This window comes from Bacteroides sp. GM023 (assembly GCF_014750685.1).
In the GTDB taxonomy this organism is placed as follows: domain Bacteria; phylum Bacteroidota; class Bacteroidia; order Bacteroidales; family Bacteroidaceae; genus Bacteroides.
The window spans coordinates 34,981-60,751 of sequence record NZ_JAAXGE010000002.1 but is presented as its reverse complement, the minus strand read 5'-3'; the positions used below and the strand labels follow the sequence as shown (position 1 = coordinate 60,751).

Sequence of the window (25,771 nt, the reverse complement as noted above, 5' to 3'; positions counted from 1 at the left end):
GTATGGAAGACAAGAAGCAGGAAATAGAGTTAAGAAGCGAGGAATTCAATGAGGTATTGAGTGCTGTTCCCGCATGGATTATCCGTTGGGGAATCACGGTGACAGCCTGTGTCGTTCTTATGTTGCTAATCGGCAGTGCCGTGTTCAAATATCCGGATGTTATCAGTTCCACAGTAACCCTGACCGGGACTACACCTGTATCCGCAGTAATGGCGAAAACTTCGGGGAAGTTACAGGAGTTGTATGTGGAGAATAATCAGCAAGTGGAAGCGAATACTTTGCTTGCAGTGATAGAAAATCCGGCTAAGACTAATGATATACTCCGTCTCAAGGAATTGTTACGACAGACGGAAAATAGTCTGGATACTATCGCTTTAGTTCCCTCTCAACAACTTCAGCTTGGCAGTTTGCAGTCTCTTTATTCGTCTTTTTACCTGTCGATGTCTGAATACAAGCAGTTTAAGGAGTTAGCGTATCATTTAAAAAAGATAGATTTGGTAAAAGAACGGATTGTGAGGAATGAAGTTTATTATAGGAATATGCTGAAACAGAAAGATTTGTCGGAAGTTCAGGCGAAGATTGCGCATCAACAATATGCCAGAGATTCGCTGCTGGGAGTCAAAGGGCTTATCTCTAAAGAAGCAGTTGAAGAATCTTACAGCAGATATCTGCAATCATCCCTTTCGGTAGAAAACATGGATCGCTCTTTGGAGAATCTACAGATTCAACTGGCGCAAATGAATGAATCCTTGTATGATACGGAATACCAATATTTGGATCAAAAGAATGCGTTGGAAACTCAACTGCGCTCACTTGTTAATCAATTAAGGGCGGAAATAGATGCCTGGGAAATAAGTTATGCATTGATTACTCCGATAGATGGAGAGATTACTTTGACGCAGTATTGGACAAACAATCAGAATGTGACAGCGGGAAATATCGTTTTTAATATTGTACCCACTAATCAGGGAGAGATTATCGGAAAGGCGATGTTACCAACGGAAAGGTCGGGCAAGGTGAGAAAAGGTCAGAAAGTGAATATACGGTTTAGTAATTATCCGGATAAAGAATTCGGTCTTGTGAAAGGGATAGTGGAGAATATTTCTTTAATACCGATAGTGGACGGACAGAATGCTAAAAGTTATATGGTAGACATTGAACTTCCGAACGGGTTGCGAACCAGTTACAATAAAGAATTACCATTCTTGCCTGAGATGGAAGGGCAGGCGGATATTATTACTGAGGATATGTCTTTACTGGAAAGGTTTTTGATGCCGATAAGGAAAGTAATAACAGAAGGATTGAGAAATGAAGAGGTGCAATGAATTATGGAAAATGGAAATAGCAGACGAAAAAAAGCTCTGCACTGCAATCATTAATAGACTGATTTAAGCTATCTTTGCGGATAAGACAAAGAAATCCCGGATAGACTGACAATATGAAAAGATCAATAAAGCGTTTGCCTAAACGCACGCAGGAAGAACTGGCGATGCTACAAGAATTGATATTGGCGCATCTTGCTAATGTGCGTATGATTGTCCTTTACGGGAGTTATGCCCGGGGAGAACACGTCATCTGGGATGAATCATACGACGAACACGGAGTGCTTACTTATTACCAGAGTGATTTGGATATTCTGGTGATATGTGATACGAGCGATGCGATTAAAGCGGAGAATCATGCGCGTGACGTTATTATTCCTAAGTATGATAAACGAATGGAAGGGAGACACCACCCTACACCACCGCAAATTATTGTAGAAAGCACGGTGACCATTAACCGGGCTATGAGGAGAAAGCATTATTTCTTTTATGAAATCATGAAAGATGGTATTTTGCTTTATGATGACGGTACGTTTCAGATTGGTAAACCGGAGAAGCTGCCGTATCGAGAAATTAAGCAATATGCGGAGGAAGAATATGTTGGATGCTTCCACATGGGAGAATGTTTCTTAGATACCGGGAAGACTGCCTATAAAAACGATGATTTTAAATATGGTTCGTTTGAATTACATCAAGCCTGCGAACGCTACTACAAAGCGTATTTGCTTGTTTCTGGTGGTACTCGCCCTAAATCTCATAAATTGGACGTATTGGGGGCAATGGCGAAAAGCCGTTCACGAGGATTTGCGAATGTATTTCCAATAAACACTCCTGAGAACAAAGAATCGTTTGATAAATTATGCCGTGCGTATATCGAGGCACGATACAATCGGCTGTTTACTGTTAGCAAAGAGCAATACAAATATATGCTGGCACGTACAGAAGTGCTGCGTGAGGTGACTATTCGGGAGTGTGCCGCACGCATAGCGTATTACGATAAGATGATAGAGAAGGAAGAGAAAGGAGAAAGGAAGTAACCCTGCTAAACCTCTCGTATCTAACATATGATTGCGGAATGCTGCGGGAGTAGTCTTCGCAACACTATATTTCTTCCATCCGTTCTACGGCCTCTTGCCATTGGGCTTCGGCTTTTGTTTCGGAATCCTTTTCTTATAACTCCTATACACAAGCTCTACTAAATTAAATAATCCATCCCTAAATGTGATAAACAAAAGTTTTGCTAAATTCGTTGGAACTATCTAATTTTGAACTAATTTTGTCAGATACTAACTGCAAGTAGTTCACATTTAATATAAAAATACCAATGAAAAGCAAACTATTACTCACCTGTACAGCCCTGTTTTTCTGCTCCTGTTTTGTACTCGGACAGAATCAATCTTCTAAAGTCGTAAATCCCCGTGAAAACAATAACGGGAGCATCCAGCATCCGTGGCAGGGGAAAAGAGTAGGATATATAGGCGATTCTATAACAGATCCAAATTGCTATGGCGATAAGATAAAGAAATACTGGGATTTCCTACAAGAGTGGCTGGGAATCACTCCTTATGTATATGGCATAAGCGGAAGGCAGTGGAATGATGTCCCTCGTCAGGCGGAACAGTTGAAGAAAGAACATGGCGCGGAAGTGGATGCAATCATTGTTTTCATGGGCACAAATGATTTTAATGCCGGTGTCCCTATTGGAGAATGGTTTACGGAAACGGAAGAACAGGTGATGGCGGCTCGTGGCGAGACTAAAAAGATGGAGACACGTAAGAAGCGTACCTTTGTAATGGATGGAAATACGTATAAGGGACGTATCAATATCGGGATGCAACGGTTGAAACAGCTTTTCCCGGATAAGCAAATTGTTCTTTTAACTCCGTTGCATCGTTCATTGGCAGATTTTGGAGAAACAAATGTGCAGCCGGATGAAAACTATCAGAATAGTTGTGGTGAATATGTGGATGCTTATGTACAGGCAGTTAAGGAAGCCGGGAATGTATGGGGAGTGCCTGTGATAGACTTTAATGCGATGACAGGACTGAATCCGATGGTGGAGGAACAACTGGTTTACTTTTATGATGCGGGGTATGACCGTTTGCATCCCAATACGAAAGGACAGGTACGCATGGCGCGTACATTGATGTATCAGTTATTCACATTACCGGTGGGGTTCTAAAAGAAACCGGACAAGACTTTATGAGATACTAAGTCGTGATATTCAGACTGTGTGTATCCATAGTCTATGGCATACTCGAACTGAATGCAATAAGCCCCGTTATCTCACGATAACAGGGCTTTCTCAATCATGTAATTTTTATATTTGGGGATTGGGGAATTCTATGATGATTGAGCGTTTCTACTGACGAGCGAAAAGCTCGTCCACCTTTTTCTTTAAATCCTCTCCACGTAAGTCCTTATTTACGATTTTTCCTTCCTTGTCTATGATATATAATTTAGGAATGGCATATACCTGATAAAGTTCTGCAACCGGACATCTTTTCATACCTTTGAGAGATGAAACATGAAGCCACGGTATCTGTATCTTATCAATGGATTTCATCCATGCCGCTTTCGAGTTATCCATAGAGATACCTACTACCTTTAACCCTTTATCTTTGTATTTCGCATAAATCTCCTTAACGGTAGGCATTTCTGCAATGCAAGGCGCACACCAGGAAGCCCAAAAATCGAGAATGACGATATGACCTTGCAGGCTTTCAAGCGAAAATTCCTCTCCTGTCACAGTCGGCAATGTGAAATCCGGTGCTTTCGCTCCCGGTGCCAAAGCCTTCATCTTTGCAATACTTTCTTTTAGCTCGATTCCCTTCGGTGTCTTTTTCGCCCTTTCTCCCATACCGTTGTAGAATGCTTCCGTCTCATCCACGGGAATACCTTTCAGCAGATTCATAACAATGAAGTAAGGCGCGGCGAGACAATTCCCATATTGCCTTAGAAAATCTTTTTTCTCGTTCTCCCTTTCCTGTAGAACAGCCTTTAGCTTCTCCTCACATTCAGCTTTCTTCGACAGGTCGTTTTCTTTGGCACTTTTCTCTATACCGGTGACAAACATACCTTCGCTCATCTTGCGTATAAAATCATGTCCCCAATATGCCAGGATGGCTTCAGAAGCCTTATGCTCTATTGAATCCCCTATTATTTCATAAGCGGCTGCTGGTGCCTTATAAGAGTATTCAACATCCCTTATGAGTATCTTTGCAGGTTTTCCGTCACCCATCAGCGCCCGGTAGCCTTTGCTACCCTCATGCGTGATAGACAAGAGTTGCATCTTGTCCAATTTCCCCGACAGCTTGTAACTTCCGTCCGGGGCTACGATGGTCGAATCAATCGTTACCGCTTCGGGAGTATCCGCAGGGAAGTTACTCAAATAGACCTTTTTCCCTATTCCGGCAGCCCATTTTCCTTCGATTTGATAGGGAACCTGGGCAAATCCCATTCCCGTTGTCAGACAGATGGCGATTATAGTACTTATAATCCAGCTTTTCATATACATATTTATTTAGTTTATCATGGATATCTATTCGTTATCTGGAGAAATAATCAACAGGAAGCGGGTCATCCGGACAAGTATTCCTCTGAAATTCTACCAAATCGGTTTCAGCTCTTTCCAACATAAACTTATAAGCCAGTGTAGCCCGGTTCTTTACTTTCGGGAAACGTTCGAATACTCTGTCTATTTTGGTCTTGGGCGTTTTCATAATGAAAGATACATAATGGCCGAAGTCCTCGTTGTTGCTGGGCTTCATGATGTAGTACAGTATATCCTCAACATAGATAGGATTGGCATTGATAACTGTCGCCGAATAACATGAATATTCCAAATCCGTAAACTCTCCCAGCGGGTCTTCAAGAAGGTCTATCATGAAAGTGACTTCACTGGAAGCATTAAAATCAGTCGGCTCCACACCTACGGCGGTATAAATTGAATTTAGTAATGCCGTGTTAATGGAAGATTTCATAGCCTGCCAGTCACTCTCAGTCAAAGCGTCCATGTCTTTACTTACCTGGGAGATAACGATACCATGTGTTTTCAACTCCAGCACTTTCACCAGTTTACTTTTCAGATATTCCTTGTTGTCACATACAGAGTCCACCAAAAAAATCCTGTATGGAAGAAACTTCTTTGCAAATGCAGGCGGATATTCATTTAACGCATCATCTTCCAAAAAAGAAACCATCCGTTTGATATATGTTTCGCTTCCTTCCTGTTTCACGGGGACATACCACTTCACATCGCTGCTGCTCCATCCGAAATACAGGTCACTGGACTGGAAATCATACAATATTTTACTGCCATATTTCTTGTAAAAAGCATTAATCTGGCTATCAATCGCTTCATTCCCCGTACTTTCCGGGTCATAAATCGTACTGTTCAGCTCATCAATGGAAGTCAGCGAATCCTCAGAACAAGCGGTTATGGCTACCGCCATGACGATGCACCATGCATATAGTATATTCTTTATCATAATAGTACTTTTTTAATGGTTGTATTATTCAAGTGTTCCCTGGGAAGAAGAAGCGATAACTTCCCGCTGGTTGTTCTCAATAGCATTATTATAACTAGTCTCATCTTCGGGAATAGGAAGCACATAGTTCGGACTTCCCGCTTTCAGACGATATACCGAATACTCTTTGGGCGAGCTGAAAAGCTGATGCTCCACAGACGGCATACCTTGGCGGCGCATATCCCAAAAACGCATAATTTCCTCAAAACACAACTCCCTGCGACGCTCCTGCCAGATGAATTTAATCAAATCATCCTTTGTAGCGAAGTCCGAAACTTGCTTTTCGGCATCCGGGCTACCCGATTTGTATTTCTTTATCCGCAGTTGGTTGAGCAATTCAATGGCATCACTGCTGACTCCGCTTGCTTTCTGTGCATATGCTTCCGCCAGGTTCAGATAAAGCTCGGGAGTTCTCCAGGCTTGGCTGGAATAGTTTGTACCCGCTCTCTGGTCGTATTTATGAGGGTGATATTGTCCCGTATAATAAGTCGGGTTACGTGTGGTACCGGATTTGTTATACCTTCTCTGGAAATAAGCCTGAAGTCTCAAATCGTCCTCATCATATAGCCCGATTAAAGAACTCTCTCCCGTCCATGAAGTATGAAAGCCATATTCGTAGTACATGAGCACAGGACTGTTCGGCGCAAGATAATCATAACCACCGTCATTCCGTCCGAATCCGAAGACCACCTCATCCAGTTGCTGGTTGTTGGCACAGAAACTAGTCTTTTCGAAAGATGAAACGTACCCGAACATAGTTGCGTCTTCGCTATTCAGATTGTGGATAGAAGAATTTTTCGCCAGGAACTTCTCGGCCGCCGCGATAACTCCGTCCCAGTCCTGCTGGAACAAGGCGATTCGTGCTGCCAGGAAATAGATGGCCGCAGAAGTAATTTCCGGTTTTCTGCCGGTATATTTTTCGCATTGGAATACAGCTCCTGCCATATACTCCTGTGCCTTCTTTATATCATCATTGATTAATGCATACACCTCTCTGATAGTAGCCCTCGGTTGCGGAGCAATTTGTATTTCCGGGCTGGTCTTTATCACAACGCCCGGTTTATCCAGGTTGGCTGTCGAGTAAGGAAGGGCATATGTATTTATCAGGCAGAAATAATGATAAGCACGCAGTGCATACGCCTGTGCCGCCAAAGCCCGGTAGATACCTTCTTCCGTTTCGGCATAAGTCATTTCCGGCAACGCATTGATGATAGTGTTGCATCCCAGGATATTGCTATACCGTCCGCTCCAGAATCCGTCTTTGATATTCTCCGAATAATCACTCTGCCACACGAAAGCAGCTTCACCATATCCCGCCTTGGCATCTATCCCTTCCCGCCAGGTGGTGCAATACTTGTCGTTTTTCTGCTCCGTGGTATAGTAGAGAGGTCCCATCTCCACATCGTCCGTCATCAGGTTGACAAAAGATATTTGTGAGCCGAACCGGTCGGGATAACCTTCTCCCAAAAGCAGCGGAACGAAATCGGTTACAGATTCGGGTATCAGCAAGTCCGCCGAGTCCTCTTTCAGATAGTCGCTGCATGAAAAGAGCGACAGGATAGCCGTAAAAGACGCTATATGTATAATTTTCTTATTCATGATTTCTAGCTATTTGATGTTAAAATGAAACATTTACTCCTAAACTGAATGTCGGTAAAGCGGGGATATTGGCTCCGTTTGTTTCCGGGTCCAGGCCGTTCCACTTCTTGTCCGCGATGGTGAACAGATTAGTTACCTGAAAGCGCAACATCAGACTGTTGACATTCAATGGCTCCAACACTCTTTTGGGCAGATTGTAACTTAGCGCAACGAGTTTCAGCTTCAGGAAGTCGGCTTTCGCCACTCTGATATTGCTGTAATTATACATTTCATATGGATAAATCGTTTTTCCTTTTATTGTCGAGTCATAAGTATCGTAGGCGGCTCCCGCTTCCGTTCCGAAGTAGTTGGTCAATGCAGCGCTGTTATACGGCGCCGGATAAATGGTCTGGTCGCCGGGCTTGTTCCAGCATTTCAGCCAATCGGTGGAAAGGTTGCTCAACGGGTCTATATAATAGGTATTATCCGCATAATAATTGGGAATCCGTGCCACACTACCGATGCTATACGTGAAATTCATTGATAAAGAGAAATCCTTATAACGAAGTTGCGTGTCGAATCCACCGGTTAGTTTGGGGAAGATAGAACCGCAGCGCACCAGTCTCATATCCGTTTTCGAACCCCGGATTGATTCTCTTCCGTCTTTTGTATAGAACATGGCATATCCATTGTCCTGATTGATACCTGCAAACTCATACGCGTAAAGGGAACCGATGGGTGCTCCTTCTATGGCAAGACTACCATTCAGCATCTTTTCTACAATCTCCACATCACTTAAATCTTCCGGATTGGCATAAGTAATCTTGTTGATGTTGCGGCTGAAGTTCATTCCGACTCTCCATTCCCAGTCTTTCTTCTTTAAAAGCCCGACATTGATAAAGCCTTCCACACCCTTGTTGCTCATTTTTCCCGCATTATAATATAACAGTGTCCTTCCGTTGGAGGAGGCTACCGTTTTACTCATAATCAAGTCGGATGTCTTCTTACCGTAGACATCGACTCCACCCCTTATCTGTCCTTGCAGCAACGAGAAGTCAACAGCAGCGTTCCATGAACGTGTTTTCTCCCATCTCAAGTCGGGGTTGGGCAATAAACGGATGCTGGAAGTCGGAATATTCTCCACCCTGTTTCCGGTAGTGATAATCAGGAATGGTGAAGAATCTTCATGGATATTTCCCTGAATACCGTAGGAACTTCTGAGCGCCAGATTATCCATCCACGAAACATCTTTCAGGAATCCTTCATTCATAAGATTCCATTTCACCGCGAATGAATAAGTAGGCAACCAACGGTATTTGGGGTTACTACCGAATTTGTTGGAACCATCCGAACGGATATTCATATTCAGAATATAGCGGTTGTCATATGAGTAAGAAGCCACTCCGTAGAAAGAGGCCACCTGCGTGAACGAATTGGTATTGCTGGGCAGAGTCTTTCCTGGTTGTATATACTGGCTGGTGAAAAGCTCGGTTATCACCGGATTGAACTTCTCGCCAAATTCAGGTGTCCATCCGTAGCCCGTGATGCCCACACCTTTGTAAGCATTGCGTCGTGCTTCCGTACCCGCCATGACATTGACGTGATGATATCCGCCGAATATTTCGGTGTAACTTACCTGGTTTCTGATGGTATAACCCGTTTTACGCAGGTTAGACTGATACAGCATACCACCGTAAGGAAGTGCGGACGCATTGTAAATATCCGTATCATAGGGAGTGTACATACCATAATCCCACCCTCTGATACTGCTTATGTTGTAAGACTGCTCGGTAGCCCAGTCCCTTTGTGCCGTATTGGTATTGTGGTAAGAGAAAGTACCGGTGTACTTCAGTCCGCTGATGATATTCACATCCAGTTGGAGCAAGGCGTTGAAATCATCCAGTTGGGACGACTTTCCGGTATTATCCAACTCTTTGAGGATATTGTAGCCGATAGACTTTGTACCGGTGTTTCCGGATTTCTCAAAAGTCATATAGTATGAACCGTCATTGTTGAAAGCAGGAATGGTTCTTGACTTGCTATACGCATAGTTGAAAGGATTGACAGAAGAACTGTATCCGCTATTGGCCGTATTGGTAAAGTCCACTTTGGCGGTAAAGCTGATGTGCTTGTTAATATCCATCGTCATCTTAGCCAGCGTACTAATCTTTTCGGTATCCGAACCTTTTGCCGCGCCTTCGATATTCTGATAACCGGCAGAGATATAATAAGTCATTTTCTCCGTACCACCGGACACACTGACGTTGTGCGTATGCGTGATGCTGTTGCGGAACAAATGCTTGAACCAGTCCGTATTCCTTGTCTGCATGGCGCCGACTTCCGATTTGAACTCGTCCAACGTCATGTCTTTGTTCATCAATGCTTCATAAGCACCCTCGTACGTCGGGCCATACGGCGTGCGTCCGAAGTTGTATCCGGCATCAACCAACTGTTTGGAGAAAGCGATGCGCTCCTGCGAATTCATCTGATGATAGTTGGAGTAGGAAGGACGGGTATTCAGCGTGACATTACCATTATAAGTAATGACAGGACGACCTGCCTTACCTTTCTTGGTAGTCACTACAATCACCCCATTAGCGGCTTTCACACCGTAAATGGCAGTTGCCGACGCATCTTTCAATACAGTGATACTTTCAATATCCTGCGGATTTACCCCCGAGATGGCATTACCTATCAGATACTCGGCATCTTCACTATTGATGTCCGAAGCAGTGAAAGGTACATCCTGTTCAAGAATAACTCCGTCCACCACCCATACCGGAGATTTATTACCGTTGATGGTAGCATTACCACGGATACGGATTTTGGGAGTGGCACTAGGCTCACCCGAAGTATTCATTACCGCCATGCCCGGTATGGTACCCTGAAGCATCTGGTCGATAGAACTGACTCCCTGCACCATGATGTCCGCAGCTTTTATCGAGGAAACCGCGCTGGCAGATTCACGGCGGTCCAGCACTTGATAACCTGTGATGACCACCTCACTCAAAGCAGCATCACTCTCTTTCAGGATGACAGGCGATACTTTCTTGTTGGCAAGCCCCTTTTCGATAGATACTTTGACTTGCCTTGTTTGCATGCCCAGATAAGAAAACCGGAGCGTGTAGGTGGTACTGTTTTCAACTAAAAAGTTGTAAGCCCCGTTTATATCCGTAGTTGTCACCCATTTCGTTCCCTCAATGATGACGTGCGCTCCTGGAAGCGGCTGCCTGTTTTCGTCTATGACGATACCGTCCAACTGGCATAGCCTGGATTTTGCTTCAGCTTCCGGACTGCCGGGTTTCAGGGCAATCGTAATAAAATTGCCGTCTATCTTATACACCAACGGCTTTTTGCCAATCACTTCATCCAGCGCTTCGGTGACTGTCTTGTTCCTGATACTCCCCGTGACGCCGTAGGCAAAGATATCCTCATAGTTAAAGATAAACTTGTACCCGCTTGCTTCTTCTATTTTCTTGAAAGCATTGGCAAGCCGTTCATTTTTGAACTCAAGTGAAATCCTCTTTTCACTTTGTTGTCCCCGGATATTGGCACTGAATACTGTTAAGGTCAACAACAACCAGAACATTTTGGCCGCAAAGTGATTCATTCTGCTCCTTTTGAAGGAATTAGTCCAAATTTCCACCATGATTATGCATTTAGTGTTTGACAAACTTTGTTCTTTTACTCCTATAAAACCCTTCCGTAAGCTTTTTTAAGCCTTCTATATGTTTATTACGTTTTATCTTTGGGAATGGGTGACAGAAAAGAAACTTTTTTTGAGAAAATGCAGGCAATTGGTTCTATTTTATACTTTTTGAATAATTATGCAACAGGTAAACACTTGAATTGTATAGCAAAATGAAAGGTGTTAATAGAATAAAACTGTCATACAGCCGTGTTTATGTGGCTATATGACAGTTTACAGTATCACAGAGTTAAAAAACTATTTTGCGAAAAGCTCATCCATCTTTTGGGCAAGTTTTTCTCCGCGCAGGTCTTGCGCTATGATTTTTCCTTGCGCGTCAATGATATACATGCGGGGGATACCCGTCACTTTGAACATTTGCGCTATGGGGCATTTCCATCCTTTCAGTGAGGATACGTGCTTCCAGGTGAGTCCTTTTCTTTCGATGGCACCTTTCCAGGCAGCTTCTTTCTCGTCCAGCGATACACCGAGAATCTCCAACCCTTTGCTGTGATATTTCTCGTAGATTGCTTTTAAGTTGGGCACTTCTGCCAGACAGGGGCCACACCAGGACGCCCAGAAGTCCAGCAGCACGATGTGTCCACGGAGCTCATACAGGGAAAGTTTCTTTCCTTCGGGAGTAGTCAGCTCAAAGTTGGGCACCATTCCACCGATATTGACTTGTTGCATATCTTCTATCTTTTGTTTCAAGACCAACCCCGGAGCCGATTTCTTTACCCGGTCTGTCAGCTTGTCGTAGAAAGAAAGCACCTCGTCCAATGTCTGGTTCGTCATTAGATAACGCTCGAAGAAATAAGTGGAGGCAACGTCATTGCGGGTGGTATCCATGTAGTTCTGTACCGACCTTGCAATCAGGCTGTCTATCATGGCCACTTTGTATTTGGCCGAATCAATGGCCGTCGTATCTTTTGAGTTCAATGCTTGTGACAGTGTTATCATCCTTCCCAGTTGGAAGAAAGAAGCGGTGGTGGAAAGCGTTCCGCCTGCTTTCAGGACTTCTTGTTCGCGGCCGCCGTTCACTTCTATATGGGTGGTGTTGCGTGTTTTTCCTTTCTTGTCGGTGACTGTTTTCTCTTCGATAGTAACTTGAAGGGGAGTGGCGTTGACAAAGATTTCGGCTTTATTCTTGGGACCGCAACTGATGGACATCCGCTGTTCCTCCTTTACCTTCCCTTTCAGTGAGAAAGAAAAATCCGAGGCAACCTTTACCGAGTCGATGGCTTGCAGGCTATCGGCCGTGACGTATTTCTGCAGATAAACAGTTTTTCCAGCTCCGTTCTCCCAGGTTCCTTCAATCTGGTAGGGCACTTGCGCCACAGCCATAGAAACTGCTGGTAAGAAGATACAAAGTCCATAAAATCTTTTCATTTTCATCGTTCTCTTTTTTTATAGTTTACTTATCGTAATCCGGTTACCCTCGAGGGTAGCCTTCACTTTTCCTACCTGATTGAGAAGTTTGAGAACTTGTTCCGGCTGGTCTGTGCGTTCCGCCCAGAAATTGAAATGATAGTGCATGGACGCTTCGTCCGCGAAAACGATAGACAGGTTGTACCAGCGCCCGATGGCTTTCATGATTTCAACGAGCTGCGCTTCCCTGAAACAGAATAAATCTTCTTTCCAGGATACGTACTCGTTGATGTCTACCTTGCGCGGGATGAGCATCAAGTCGTTTTCATCCAGGGGAGCATCCTCGCCGGGATGAAGCTGCAATTCATTCTCCTTTTGGGTGTCGGATACGATGACACTGCCCGATACCAGTGTGACGTGCCTGCTTTCGTGGGGGTAAGACCGGAAGTTGAATTCGGTTCCCAGCACACGTGTTTCCGCAGTTCCGCTTTTTACGATGAAAGGACGGGTGGCATCTTTGGCGACATGGAAAAATGCTTCCCCTTCCAGTTCCACCCTCCGTTCTTTGCCGGCAAACCGGTTGGGATAGTGCAGCTTGCTTTCCGCATTCAGCCAGACTTCCGTTCCGTCTTCCAGTACGATTTTGAAATTCTTACCTCTCGGCGTGCTTAATATATGTGTAGTCACCGGCTCTTCCGCTTCGGTGGCGTGTTGGTATCTTAGGGACTCATTTTCCAGTTGAGCCCCTGTCTTCGCTAATAAATGTTTGTTTGCTTCACTGGTGATAGGCACAATCTGTCCGTCACCGGTTTGTAGTTCTATGCTCTGCACTCTTTCAGAAGCGGGGAAAACAATCGCCACTTCTGGATACGAATTTTCTTCTGGGGTAGAGAAGAATGAATAACCTATGACGAGCAAGGCGATAGCTGCCGCACTTGCCGCCCATAAATAGTACTTTCTGAATGAGGACGTCTTGCGATGCGGGTCTACCCGTTTCCAGGCTTTCTCCACATCCGGCGCCATCTGCGGGCTCAGGTTCATCAAGGCTTCCCGGCTGTCCATCATTTCACGGAACAGAGCGTGGTGGGATTCCTCTTCGAGCCAGGCAATGAATTCCTCGGACTGGCGGAATTTCCAGTCGTCCAATGCCCGTAAGGCATATTCGTAATCTTGCTCCTGCATGTGTTGCTCTTCAGTTTTCATATTCTATATATTATTACGTTGTGCTACACGAAATGGGTGACAATAAAAACTCTTTTTTTGTCTTCGTGTGCAATTATTATTTCTCGGTTTTATTTCTGACGAAAGATAAGGCTCTGGATATGAGTGTTTTTACAGTATTGACCGTGATGCCCATTTCTTCTGCCACTTCTTTATATTTCTTTCCGTGGAGGAAGCAGGCTTCAAAGACTTTGCGGGTCTGCGGCGGGAGCTGGTTGATGGCGGACATCACTTGGGAGATACGTTCCTGGTGTTCTTCGTCGTCACTGTTTTCTTCCCAGTGCTCGGCGTTCTGCGAGATATTGGATGCGTATCTGCTCTTCACGTCGCAGTGGCGCAGGTGGTCGATGCAGCTGTTGCGGACGAGGGAATATAATAAAGGTAGTGGCGAAACGTCTCCCACTACCGTATCATAGTTTTCCCATAAATAGCTAAAGGTGTCGCCCACTATATCCTCTGCACATTCCTGGTCGCCGACCAGGTTGAACGCATAGAAATACAGCCGGGTATAATTCTCCCGGAACAATGCTTCAAAGTCTTTGTACTTCTTCTCTTTTGAATAGGTCATAATCAGTGTCGGGTTACTAACCGCAGGACAAACCAGGCATGACGGGCTACGGTGCCAATCAGTCCGTAGTGTGTAGCCATGATACGGAATCTTTCTTTGAGAGACGCTTTCCGGTTGCGGGTAGTCATTCCTTCGTCCAGATAGTCGATAATCGTCAAGTGGGTATTGTGGAGTGTACGCGCTTTCTTCATGATGCGGATGCACCAGTCGAAGTCGGCGGAAAAGCGATAGTTCAGATTGTAGGGTTCCACCAGCGTGTGGCGGGGGAAGAAAGCCTGGTGGCAGACCAGCATTCCCTGTTTGAAACTTTTCCAGGTCAGTCTTTCCGGGGCGGCCAGCCGGCGCATACGCAGGAAGTGCCTGTCTTTGTCTACGATGGCGGTTTCTCCGTAGAGTACGTCGGGAAGTTCGTTGCCATTGATGCTGTGCACCATTTGTTGCAACGTGTCGTCTTCGTGAAAGCAGTCGCCCGCGTTCAGGAAGCAAAGGTAGTCGCCACCGGCGAGGGCGATTCCTTTATTCATGGCGTCATACAGTCCTTTGTCCGGCTCGCTCACTACGGTGTGTATCCGCTCACGGTAGCGGTCGATAATGGCTAAAGTCCCATCCTTGGAAGCTCCGTCCACGATGATATATTCCACGTGATGGTACGTTTGCGAGATGACACTTTGAATCGTGTCTTCCAGCACCTTCTCAGCGTTGTATGTCACCGTGATAATCGAGAACTTGGGAGTAGGGTGGACGCTATGCATATTTTCCCGTTATTTTGTTGTAGACATCTGTATATTTCTTGGCAATGATGCTTTCCGAGTAGTTGGCCACTACCTTGCGGCAGGCTTGCGCGGAGAGTTCGTCATATTCCGGCTCCGTCAAAATCCAGTATATGCCGTTGGCTAAATCTTCCGAAGATTTATATCGGGCTACGTAGCCGTTGTGCAGATGGTCAATCATTTCGGGGATACCGCCTACGTTGAATCCTACGCAGGGCACTCCGCAAGCCATTGCTTCCATAATCATGTTTGGAAGATTCTCTTCCAGGGACGGGATGGCAAAGAGGTCTACGGCATTGTAGATATCTACTATCTCGTGCTCATTCTTCATATAAGGGAGCGGATAGACGCGGAAAGGAAGCATTTCTTGCAGTTGCTGCGACTGGTTGCCGAATACGACGACTCCCAACGAATCTTTCCATTCGGGATGCTTCTCTGCCAGCAGTTTGCAGGCTTCGATGAGATAATCCACCCCTTTGCGTTTGTCGGTAATCTTCAGCGAGCCGAATAGAATCAGCTTCTTGTCTTCCGGCAACATGAATTTAGCCCGTGCTTTCTGCTTGTCCATTGGCTTGAACAGATTAGTATTGATGGCATTCGGGATATTAGTGACGCTTTTCCCTTCAAGCAGCGCACTGGATTTGGCCTGTTCTTTCAGCCAGCGGCTGCAAGTGACGAAATGGATGGGAGCCTGGCTGTATAGCTTTTGTTTCTTGTGGAAAATGCGGTAAGATAAGTCCTTCCGCCATCCGCCTTTATAGATATAGGTGCAGTTGTGGCATTCCTGCTGGTAGTTCTTGCATTCCCGTGCATAATGGCAGATACCCGTACATGGCCACATATCGTGCATTGTCCAGACTACGGGTTTGCCGGATACAAGTATCTTCCGTATGTCACTCAATGAGAGCATTCCCTGGTTAATCCAGTGCAAGTGGATAACGTCGGCCTGGCGAAATTCAGGGAGTGATGTAATATCCGTCCCCGTATTGGCAATGTCCACGTCAAACAAGTGGTAACGGCGGAAACGGTTGGCACTCCAGATAACGATGCGTTCCCACATGAATTTCCATACTTGCAGCCAATTCCCTTTCAGGCTAACCACACTGATTTGGTCAGTCTGCTTGTCGCGTACCAGCATTTTGGCCTTGATACCGTTGTTCTTCAGTGATTCCATTAGCCGGCTTGCTGCGATGGCTGCTCCACCTATTCGCTCGGATGTATTTATAATCAGGACTCTCATGGGCATAAAAGTTTATGCAAAGTTACATTTTTCGTTGTAAATCTATGGTTATTTGCGGTAAGTTTTTACCGTATCCACCAGTCTTTCGGATAATTCGCGGCTGTAATGTTCCAAATTAAACTCCCGTTCCGCCAGTTTGCGACCGTTGGCTCCCATCCGCTGTGCCTCTTCGGGATGGGTGGAAAGGTAGTGGATGGCTCGTTTCCATCCTTCGATGTCGTTATAGTCTACGTAGATGCCGGCTTCTTCTTTTTCGATGTCCATCTCGAACTTGGGATTGCGGCTGCAAATCACCGGAAGCCTCAGTGCGAATGCTTCTACCAGGGTGGTCAGCCCGACTGTATAGGGGAAGTTGAGGCAACAGATTACTACCACTTTTGAACGGCACACTTCTATGGCAAGTTTGTGAGGAATGATGCCGTTGGTGATATGTGTCCGTATATTGGTGTACGATGTGTATTGTTGCAACAGTCGTTCGTAGTCCTTGTCAGGCGTAGTGAAAATGTCGATGGGGAGTCCTGTGTCGGCAAATGCTTTTAACAGGGTGGCGAAGTCGCGGTTCTCTTTTCCGGTAGTGATAAACGCTTTCTCTTGATTTTCGTGATTCTCTTGATTCTCGTCTTTTGCGGCGGGAAGATGCTGTTTCAGATAGTCGTAAAAAGCAAGGTCGGCTCCCCAATGTATCAGATGCAGTTGGTCGGCGGTGACTTTGCCCGATTTTAGCGAATCGTCTATCAATGCCTGGCTGAAAAAGAACATTTGGTCGATACCTTTATAGTAGAAGCGTGAAATCAGGTTTTTCAGTTTGCCGGAGTTGCGAACTACTGCCTGATGATGCCAAATGGCGATAGGTTTGCGGTACAGTCCCAGCGCATGGAAAAAGATGACAAGTTCCAATCCGTAGAAAGAGGTGCCGTATAACAGGTCATACGGCTCTTTGCAACGTATGATTTCAAAGAAGTTGTAGAGCGAAAACCGTAACCGGGATGAGAATCGGCGGTAACGATGGAGTATCGGGGTGATGCCCTGCTTTTCGAAGTGCGTGAGCCCGTATAAGATGTGTCCGGGGTGCAGGTGGTTTTTCCATTCTTCCAGTGCTTCCTGTATGGGACGTGTGTGGTAATAATAGATTTTCATGCTCCGAAATCTCCCTTCAATGTGCGTTTTATTCTTCGGATGGCCTTTGCCATAAAGCAATTTGTACGGTGATAGTAGCGCACAAATGCTTCTCTGGCTTTCTCGTTTTCTTCTATCGGCGATAGCTTTTTCACCGGAAGCGGGTTCAACCATAGGGTTGAGTCATACAATCCCCCGCCACCGCAATTGGTTCCGCTGCCGTCGAAGCCGGTGTTCCGGATGAGTGAACGTCCGGCATTTAGTGAAAGTATGTCTGCCAGGAATAGGCTGGCGTTCCAGCGGATGGCCCATGAGTTATTCTTTCCTTCGATTTGTCTGCGCAGCATCCGTGTATAACCGTAAGTGCTGTTGAAGTCGAATCTGTGAGTGAGATTGCGCTCTTCCAATTGTTGGAGAAGTTCCTTGCCATTCGGATTGAACAGTTTCCAAGCCCTGTCCCAGGTGCCCCATCCCCAACTGCCTGTCCATTTGATGAGAAAGGTATCGGGCAGGGAAGTGTCTTGCGTGAAATCGCAGCCCTGAATATGTCCTACACGTGGCTCGTCCTTGTACGTCTCGAGTGTGTCATTCATGAATTGCAGGAAAAAGGGGGCGGCGATGAGGTCGTCTTCCATTACAATCACTCTTCCGAAGTGGTTTACCTGAGTGGTTACTCCGTCAATGATGCTTCGTGCCAAGCCCCAGTTCTGTTCCCGTTCGATGATAGTGACAGAGGCAAACCCGTCAATGTCGCGGATGAATCGGCGGGTCTGTTCCACGCCTTCCCGGCTTTCAGGAGTTTTGGCTGCGTCGGAGTATATGAAGAGTGGGCTTTGTGCCGCCAGCTCATTGGCCTGTAAAGAGGCGATGCATTGGCGGACGTGTTCCGGCCGATTGTATACGAATAAAAGGATAGGTGCTGGAGTCATCATATGCTGTTATTTTTGGCTGGTTTCGTTCATTGCTTCTTTTAATGCTTCGAGATAAGAAAGCCCGAACTTCAAATCCGGTTCCATGTAGTTACCTTCCGCCCATTCGTTCCATGATTTGAGGAAGACAATGCGCTTGTCCTCAGGCTTGTGAATGACATTGGCGAACGTTTGGAGTATATGCTTCTTGAACTTCTCCGGTGTGGAATGAATGAGGATATGTCCTTTTCTGCCGGAGCGCGGGGAGTGGTCCCAGTTAGGAATGATGGTCGGGTAGCAGTCCGTCTCCCGGTCTTCGGTGCCGGTGAAGAACTTGGCAGCCCGGGCGTAGTCAACGACACGTCCTCTTTTGAAAATGATACGCATGGCTTTCATGTGAACTTTTTCAAGGAGGGAGTAGTCCTGTTTGAAGAAGTCGAACAGTCTGACAATGTTGACGGCATCAAATCCCATTCCTTTTAGCACCTGCACTTCGTTGGCATTATTGGTCTGTCCGATGAAATGGATACCTTTCAGACCGTTTTCACGGGCGAGTTTCTGCCATAGTCCGATAAACCGTTTGGCGTCGGGCAACTCGAAGGGGTTATATACCATGAATACGGGCTTGTCGTCTACGCATATGTAGCGATGGTCTTTAAAAGCAGGAAGCAATGTGTTGAAATGGGCTGTCTCGTCCGCTTCGCCCGGATAGAGTTGTTCCATGAGTACCCGGTGGGTTCCCTCTTTGCTGAATTGCTTGTCTTCCCAGCTATGATTAGCCCATGAAAGGCAGAAGGGGAAATCGGGCTTGCCGGATGCCAGTACTTCCTGAAAGGGGCGTTGCAGGAGTTGCCGTCCGTTGCCAAACCAATAGTGCCAGTAACAGAAACCTTCTACTCCGTATTTTTCGGCCATTTCAGCCTGCTCTATACGGGTTTCGGGCACTCGCAGGTCATAATAGCCCAAGTCAGCAGGAACACGGGGCTGATAGTGCCCGTGAAATAACGGCCGGGCTTTGCCCACATTCGTCCATTCAGTGAACCCTTTGCCCCACCATTGGTCATTCTCGGCAGTGGGGTGATATTGGGGAAGATAAAAGGCTATGACACGTACTTGATTGCTATTCATAATTACTGTTTTTTAGAGGAAAGACGGGATGAAACTTTTGATAAGAAACGTTTCAGGCTGTATTTCCTTGCTCTTTTTTGTATGAAGCCCGGCAGTTCTTTCAGGAATCTGGCTGTGCAGCCGGATTCGCGGAGCAAGGATAGCCAGACTCCGTGTTTGATAACCGAAAGGCTGTTCCAAGGCTTGTTTTCTCCCACATAATGAAGTTGCACGGGATTATCTAAAGCTTCCTTGAACAGGCGGCGTGCTTCTTCGTGTGCTTTCGGCAGGCCGTCGTTGTCCTGATAGAAAGCCGTTGTATCGGGATTTGTCTTATAATAGTGATTGCACACGCAGAATTTTATCGGGAGATATTCGATGTACGGCCAGCAGCACAGGATAATGCAGTCCTGTTCCGGCAAGCATAGCTTGTGGTAGTTGGCTTTATAGTAATCTGTCAGCTTCTTCTGCATCGAATGTTCCCTGATTGTCTTTAAGTTCATCAGCAGGTATCCGGCGGCAATTTCTTTCTTCAGTATTTCTATCTCTTCTGTGGTGAACTTATCCTTGTAGTTCTTGACGCGGTCGCTTTCCAATATCTGCCCTATTCCTGCAAAATAGAAGAATTTGTCCTGATGCATGAAATAAGATTCGGATATGTCGCCGGTGAATACGACATCTACATCGGTACAGATAATCCGGTCATACTGGGGGAATATTTCGGCTGCAATAAGTTTGTAGTATATTTCCTTGGAGAAGTGGGCTTTGCTCCGGAGGATATTCTTATCATCATCAAAAGAAGAGGTGTCGATAAACTCGAGGGACGCATTCCTGAATTTACCTACTAATCGGATTATTTCTTCTTGCAGATGTTCAGGAATGTCCGTATGGAGTACATACAGCTTGTATTCATACTTTGGCGAGGCGTATTTCAGCATGGAGTAAATAGCGACCTCGGCCGCTACTACGTAGTTTCTGTCAAATGTAAAAAAAACAGGTATTTTCTCCATCATGCTTCTTCTCCTTTTGGATTTTACTTCTTCTTCTTTTTGCAGAAGTACTGAACACTTTCCTTGAATGTGACTGAGCCGCTTATCCACATGGCCGCTGTATATAAGGTGCCCGCAACAACGATTTTGGCAGCCAGCAATAAGTATATATTGGATATATCACGGGTGCAATAGTGTGCCGCCAACATACTTCCGGCGGCAATAATGGCAAAGGGGCAGATGTCTTTCAAAGCCTGGAACACGCTCAACCGTATCTCCCGCCATACAAAATACTGCCACACTGCCAGCCAGGCGATATTGATGCAGACGTAATATTTCACCAATGTGGAAATGCCATAACTGCTGCAATAGAGCATCATTGATACTTGCACAACGCCCAGAATGATGGTGCTCCACATATAAATATTTGATTTCCCCTTACTGATAATCAGGTTCGAGTAGAGGTTGCCGATGGCGAGGAATGCGCTTCCGATACATAATATCCTCAAGATTTCCGCACTTACCGCCCACTTGGACGTGATGGTGATAGTAATCAGCTCCGGCGTAATAAACGACAGGCCGAACAGGGCGGGGAAAGAAATGAATGCTGTGAAACGGAGCATTTTGCGGAAGATGCGTTTCTGGCGTTCATGGTCGTCTGTGACGCTGGACAATGTGGGTTGTGCCACTTCTCTTACCATCCCGTAGATTACGGAATATCCCATAGCGTTCCATTTGTTGGCTTGGTTGAAGTCTCCGACGTCTTGCTCCGAGTAGAACTTGCCGAGAATTACGGACAGGATGTTGTTATTGATGTTGGTGAATATATTTGTTATCAGTAACCGGCTGCTGAAGGCAATCATTCCTTTCAGCGGCTTCAGGTTGATGCGTATGCTTGGGCGCCAGGGGGAGAAATACCAATAACAGCAAGTAACGGAGAATACGTAAATGAGACTTTGCGTTGCATATCCCCAATAAGCCATGCCGTAGTATGCCATAGTCACACCTATGGTTCCCGAAATGGTAAGACTGACCAGTGCTGAAACAGCCTTTTGTTTCACCATCAGGTTGCGAAACATATAGGCGCTTTGGGCAGTTCCGAGACTGGAAATGAAGAATCCCAGAAATGAATAACGTGCCAACGGTGTCAAGGCGGGGTTATCATAGAACTTTGCTATGTAGGGAGCACAGAAAAATAACACGATATATAGCGTGAGCCCCATTCCGGAGCTGAACCAGAACACTGCATTATAGTCTTGATGCCGCACTTCCCTCTTGTTGGTAAGCGCAGCTGTGAATCCACTTTCCTGCAGGCTACCGGCTATCAGCGAGAAGATGCTAAGCATGCCTATCATACCGTAATCTTCACGGGACAACAGGCGGGCGAGGAATATCCCGAAGAGTAAATTTAGCAACTGCTGTATGCCGTTACTGAACCCACCCCAAAATAATCCTTTTGCTGTTTTCTCTTTTAGTGATTGTCCCTCGCTCATATCATTATTTGAAAAGAATACATGAAAAGGCTACGCACATGGATAGCTTTTCATGTATTCTCTATTATGTTGGTTGTTATTTTACTTCGCTACCCGGCTTCACTTCACGTCCCGGCATGATAACTGCCAGGCTGCCGTCGTTATTCTCGGCACTCAGAATCATGCCTTCGCTGACGATACCTTTCAGTTTGCGCGGAGCAAGGTTGGCGATGAAGCACACCTGTTTGCCTACCAGTTCTTCCGGTTGGTAATGCTTGGCAATGCCCGATACGATGGTACGTGTTTCCAGTCCGTCGTCAATCTTGAATTGCAGCAATTTATCAGCTTTCGGAACTTTCTGACATTCAAGGATAGTGCCTACGCGAATATCCAGTTTCGTAAAATCATCGAATTCGATGTTCGGACGAATCGGATTGGCTTTGTAGTTCGCTTCTTCGTTTGCCTTCTTTGTATCGAGTAACTTCTGTACCTGTGCTTCGATAGTAGCATCTTCGATTTTCTCGAACAACAATTCCGGTTTGTTCAACTGGTGACCTACAGGAAGCAGATTGTCTCTTCCGAGTTCAGACCATTCGAAAGTATCCATGTTCAGCATCTTACGGAGTTTTTCCGAGCTGAACGGCAGGAACGGGTCGAAAGCAATGGCAAGATTGGCAACCAGTTGCAAGGAGATATTCAGGATGGTTCCTACACGTTCCATGTCTGTTTTTGCCAGTTTCCACGGTTCGGTGTCGGCAAGGTATTTATTACCGATACGTGCCAGGTTCATCGCTTCTTTCTGTGCGTCACGGAATTTAAATACGTCGAGCAGCTTTTCTACTTCCGCTTTTACGTCGGCAAATTCTTTCAGCGTTTCCTTGTCATAGTCGGTCAACTCGCCTTGTGCGGGTACGCAGCCGTCGAAGTACTTCTGAGTCAGTACCATAGCACGGTTCACGAAGTTACCGTATACGGCAACCAACTCATTGTTATTGCGTGCCTGGAAATCTCTCCAAGTGAAGTCGTTATCTTTTGTTTCCGGTGCATTGGCGGTCAGTACATAGCGGAGCACGTCTTGTTTGCCCGGGAACTCTGCCAGGTATTCGTGCAACCATACAGCCCAGTTACGTGAAGTAGAGATTTTGTCTCCTTCCAGGTTCAGGAACTCGTTGCTCGGCACGTTGTCCGGCAGGATATAGCTGCCTTCCGCCTTCAGCATGGCAGGGAACACGATGCAATGGAACACGATATTGTCTTTTCCGATGAAATGCAGCAGACGGGTTTCAGGGTCTTTCCACCATGTCTCCCAGCTATCGGGAAGAAGTTCTTTCGTGTTGGAGATGTATCCGATAGGAGCGTCAAACCATACGTAAAGCACCTTTCCTTCCGCTCCTTCTACGGGAACAGGGATACCCCAGTCGAGGTCACGGCTTACGGCACGTGGTTGCAATCCCATGTCGAGCCAGCTCTTGCATTGGCCATACACGTTCGGGCGCCATTCTTTGTGGTCTTCGAGAATCCATTTGCGCAGCCAGCCTTCGTGTTTGTCGAGAGGGAGATACCAGTGCTTGGTTTCTTTCATCACCGGTTTGCTGCCACTGATGGCGCTTTTCGGATTGATAAGGTCTGTCGGCGAGAGTGAAGTTCCGCATTTCTCGCATTGGTCGCCATAGGCGCCTTCAGAGTGACAGTGCGGACATTCTCCGGTGATATAACGGTCGGCAAGGAATGTTTTTGCTTCTTCGTCGTAGTATTGTTCGGAAGTTCTTTCGATAAATTCTCCCTTGTCATACAATGTCTTGAAGAAATCCGAAGCCAAGTCGTGATGCGTCTGTGAAGTGGTGCGGCTGTATACGTCGAATGAGATACCGAACTCCTCGAATGATTTTTTAATCAGCGAATGGTAACGGTCTACTACATCCTGCGGTGTAATTCCTTCTTTCTTCGCACGGATAGTGATGGGCACCCCGTGTTCGTCCGAACCGCCGATGAATAATACATCTTCTTTCTTCAGACGCAGATAACGCACATAAATATCTGCCGGTACGTATACACCAGCTAAGTGACCGATGTGGACAGGCCCGTTCGCATACGGCAGTGCCGATGTGACGGTGGTTCTTTTGAATTTCTTTTCCATTATATAGTGTGATTTTATTGTTTTCAGCTTTGCAAATTTTGTTGCTCTCAGCTTTGCAATGTGCAAAGATAATGACTTTTCACCACAGATTATACGGATTTACACAGATTATTTCATTACGAAGTGACCGCGGAATGAAACAGAAACGTTCGGAATAAAAAACGGGTAAAAAGAAATCAATGTGATTTAATGCTTTTTTGTAGTGAACGTTTACATTATTGTACGTTTTCAAATGCTAGTGCGGATGTGGAGAGAAGCTTGCTGGATAGTCATGAGAAGTTATTGCTCGATTTGTAGCAGCTATATAGGCTATTTTCAGCATCTATATGTCCTACTTGCAGCAACTATATAAGCTATTCCTAGCATCTATATATCCTACTTTCAGCAACTATATAGGCTATTCCTAGCATTTATATATCCAATCTTCAGTATCTATACATCCAACTTGCCGGCGATATATCCATATTTTTCATGGCAAGAATACGGAAGTTGATACACTTTGGATTCGGTAATCAAAAACCGTGATACTGTTAACAAAACTGCGTATGATGTTACATGAAGTGCCGATTCTGTAACAATACAGCTCAAAATTGTAACATTGAGTACACAAAACAAAGTAAAACAAACAAAAACAAAATAAACTACCTCCCTAACCCTCCTCAAGGAGGGGACGAAGGAGGAGAGTATTTTGAAAAAAGGAAAGCTGTGATGCAGGAAGATATTGCGAGCCTGCAACTATCGAATAGTGGGCTACAATACCTTCTGGGGCGATTAATTAATTTATGAACGCACTTTGAAAAAATGATTGGGTCAGTCTGAATAAAGCCCGTATATTTGCAGTGTCATTAAGATTGAAGACAAAACTAAACTATTTTATTAACGTAAAAAACTATTACGATTATGCCAGTATTATACAAACCCTTCCAGTCGGTTCTGGAAGACAAAAACAAAAAGAAATTATTTCATCCCCGTGTGATATACACGGCCAATGTGACCACCACCCAACTCGCCAAAGAGATAGCCGCTTATTCGTCTCTCTCCACGGGTGACGTGAAGAACACGCTTGATAACCTGGTGACGGTGGCTGCCCAGCACCTGCAAGCATCGGAAAGTGTAACGCTCGACGGCTTCGGTACCTTCCGCATGGTGATGAAGTCCAACGGAAAAGGTGTGGAACTGCCGGAAAAAGTATCGGCTGCCCAGGCTTCCCTTACCGTCCGCTTCCTGCCCAACTATACCAAGAATCCCGACCGCACCACCGCCACACGCTCTTTGGTGACAGGCGCCAAGTGTGTCCGTTTCGACCTTGCCGATACCTCGTCTTCGGATGGCGGGAATAGCGGCAAACCCGATGGCGGTGATTCCGGTGACGACGGTGGAGAAACACCGGATCCGGCAGCATAAGTGCTCTTGCAATGAAATAATACACAAAATGTAAACGAAAGACTTTGGAAGACTTAACTAAACGTCTGACTTTTAACTAAACTAGTAATTATCCACTAACATGCGAATTATCAACTTAATCGTGGTGCACTGTAGTGCCACGCGGGGGGATTGTACGCTTTCTCCCGAAGCTTTGGACCTGATGCACCGCCGTCGCGGATTCAACGGAACAGGCTATCATTACTACATCCGCAAGGATGGAAAATTGTACATCACCCGTCTCATCCGGAAGAGTGGATTAAATCGTGCCCGTGCTTTGATATGACGAGTGAATTCGGAGAATTTGCAGAAAAGACAGAGAGCGGGGAAGAACAC

19 protein-coding genes and 1 pseudogene are annotated in these 25,771 nt (G+C 45.7%); 5 read left to right on the top strand and 15 right to left on the bottom strand.

From position 1 onward, the window contains the following. The first annotated feature begins 2 nt into the window (after positions 1-2). The 3 genes from HC965_RS03165 to HC965_RS03155 all read left to right on the top strand — a co-directional run bounded on the left by HC965_RS03165 (position 3) and on the right by HC965_RS03155 (position 3,504). Positions 3-1,325 carry an HlyD family secretion protein gene (locus HC965_RS03165; protein WP_191030086.1) on the top strand — a complete coding sequence of 441 codons (1,323 nt, stop codon included), beginning with the start codon at positions 3-5 and terminating at the stop codon, positions 1,323-1,325. A 113-nt stretch (positions 1,326-1,438) separates the two neighbouring features. Next, positions 1,439-2,359, top strand: a complete 921-nt coding sequence (locus HC965_RS03160) for a HEPN domain-containing protein (RefSeq protein ID WP_191030085.1) — start codon at positions 1,439-1,441, stop codon at positions 2,357-2,359. Positions 2,360-2,646: 287 nt separating this feature from the next. Beyond that, a complete protein-coding gene (locus HC965_RS03155) occupies positions 2,647-3,504 on the top strand; it encodes an SGNH/GDSL hydrolase family protein (RefSeq protein WP_191030084.1) in 858 nt (285 codons plus the stop codon). Between the two features lie 180 nt (positions 3,505-3,684). Here HC965_RS03155 and HC965_RS03150 read toward each other — a convergent pair whose 3' ends face one another. The 15 genes from HC965_RS03150 to metG all read right to left on the bottom strand — a co-directional run bounded on the left by HC965_RS03150 (position 3,685) and on the right by metG (position 24,013). Continuing rightward, positions 3,685-4,833, bottom strand: coding sequence for a TlpA disulfide reductase family protein (locus HC965_RS03150; RefSeq protein ID WP_191030083.1), 1,149 nt, complete (start codon positions 4,831-4,833; stop codon positions 3,685-3,687). Positions 4,834-4,870: 37 nt separating this feature from the next. Next, complete coding sequence (locus tag HC965_RS03145; protein WP_191030082.1) at positions 4,871-5,812, bottom strand: hypothetical protein; 942 nt, start codon at positions 5,810-5,812, stop codon at positions 4,871-4,873. A 24-nt stretch (positions 5,813-5,836) separates the two neighbouring features. Next, positions 5,837-7,450: a RagB/SusD family nutrient uptake outer membrane protein gene (locus HC965_RS03140; RefSeq protein ID WP_191030081.1), complete on the bottom strand. Its 1,614-nt coding sequence runs from the start codon at positions 7,448-7,450 to the stop codon at positions 5,837-5,839. 19 nt (positions 7,451-7,469) lie between these two features. Next, the gene (locus tag HC965_RS03135) at positions 7,470-11,039 is read right to left on the bottom strand and encodes a SusC/RagA family TonB-linked outer membrane protein (protein ID WP_191030080.1); all 3,570 of its coding nucleotides are present in this window, start codon (positions 11,037-11,039) and stop codon (positions 7,470-7,472) included. 336 nt (positions 11,040-11,375) lie between these two features. Beyond that, a complete protein-coding gene (locus HC965_RS03130; protein ID WP_223854673.1) occupies positions 11,376-12,512 on the bottom strand; it encodes a TlpA disulfide reductase family protein in 1,137 nt (378 codons plus the stop codon). Positions 12,513-12,524: 12 nt separating this feature from the next. Beyond that, positions 12,525-13,688, bottom strand: a complete 1,164-nt coding sequence (locus HC965_RS03125) for a FecR family protein (RefSeq protein WP_191030078.1) — start codon at positions 13,686-13,688, stop codon at positions 12,525-12,527. A gap of 76 nt (positions 13,689-13,764) precedes the next feature. Continuing rightward, a complete protein-coding gene (locus HC965_RS03120; RefSeq protein ID WP_191030077.1) occupies positions 13,765-14,274 on the bottom strand; it encodes an RNA polymerase sigma-70 factor in 510 nt (169 codons plus the stop codon). 2 nt (positions 14,275-14,276) lie between these two features. Then, positions 14,277-15,026, bottom strand: a complete 750-nt coding sequence (locus HC965_RS03115; protein WP_191030076.1) for a glycosyltransferase family 2 protein — start codon at positions 15,024-15,026, stop codon at positions 14,277-14,279. After that, on the bottom strand, positions 15,019-16,284 hold the full coding sequence (locus HC965_RS03110; RefSeq protein ID WP_191030075.1) for a glycosyltransferase family 4 protein: 1,266 nt from the start codon (positions 16,282-16,284) through the stop codon (positions 15,019-15,021). The genes HC965_RS03115 and HC965_RS03110 overlap by 8 nt, the downstream gene beginning before the upstream one ends. Positions 16,285-16,332: 48 nt before the next feature. Further along, entirely contained in the window at positions 16,333-17,421 is a 1,089-nt protein-coding gene (locus HC965_RS03105) for a glycosyltransferase family 4 protein (protein WP_191030074.1), read from the bottom strand. Next, on the bottom strand, positions 17,418-18,329 hold the full coding sequence (locus tag HC965_RS03100; protein ID WP_191030711.1) for a glycosyltransferase: 912 nt from the start codon (positions 18,327-18,329) through the stop codon (positions 17,418-17,420). The genes HC965_RS03105 and HC965_RS03100 overlap by 4 nt, the downstream gene beginning before the upstream one ends. A 9-nt stretch (positions 18,330-18,338) precedes the next feature. Then, positions 18,339-19,436, bottom strand: coding sequence for a glycoside hydrolase family 99-like domain-containing protein (locus tag HC965_RS03095; protein WP_191030073.1), 1,098 nt, complete (start codon positions 19,434-19,436; stop codon positions 18,339-18,341). Between the two features lie 2 nt (positions 19,437-19,438). Continuing rightward, positions 19,439-20,428, bottom strand: coding sequence for a glycosyltransferase family 8 protein (locus tag HC965_RS03090; protein ID WP_191030072.1), 990 nt, complete (start codon positions 20,426-20,428; stop codon positions 19,439-19,441). Positions 20,429-20,448: 20 nt separating this feature from the next. Next, positions 20,449-21,897: a lipopolysaccharide biosynthesis protein gene (locus HC965_RS03085; protein WP_191030071.1), complete on the bottom strand. Its 1,449-nt coding sequence runs from the start codon at positions 21,895-21,897 to the stop codon at positions 20,449-20,451. A gap of 76 nt (positions 21,898-21,973) precedes the next feature. After that, entirely contained in the window at positions 21,974-24,013 is a 2,040-nt protein-coding gene (gene metG / locus HC965_RS03080; RefSeq protein WP_191030070.1) for a methionine--tRNA ligase, read from the bottom strand. A gap of 900 nt (positions 24,014-24,913) precedes the next feature. On the opposite strand from metG, the gene HC965_RS03075 reads away from it, so the two are divergent. Beyond that, complete coding sequence (locus HC965_RS03075; protein ID WP_191030069.1) at positions 24,914-25,417, top strand: HU family DNA-binding protein; 504 nt, start codon at positions 24,914-24,916, stop codon at positions 25,415-25,417. A gap of 100 nt (positions 25,418-25,517) precedes the next feature. Next, positions 25,518-25,694: pseudogene (locus tag HC965_RS26575) on the top strand (N-acetylmuramoyl-L-alanine amidase); the annotation flags it as partial. Positions 25,695-25,771 lie beyond the last annotated feature (77 nt).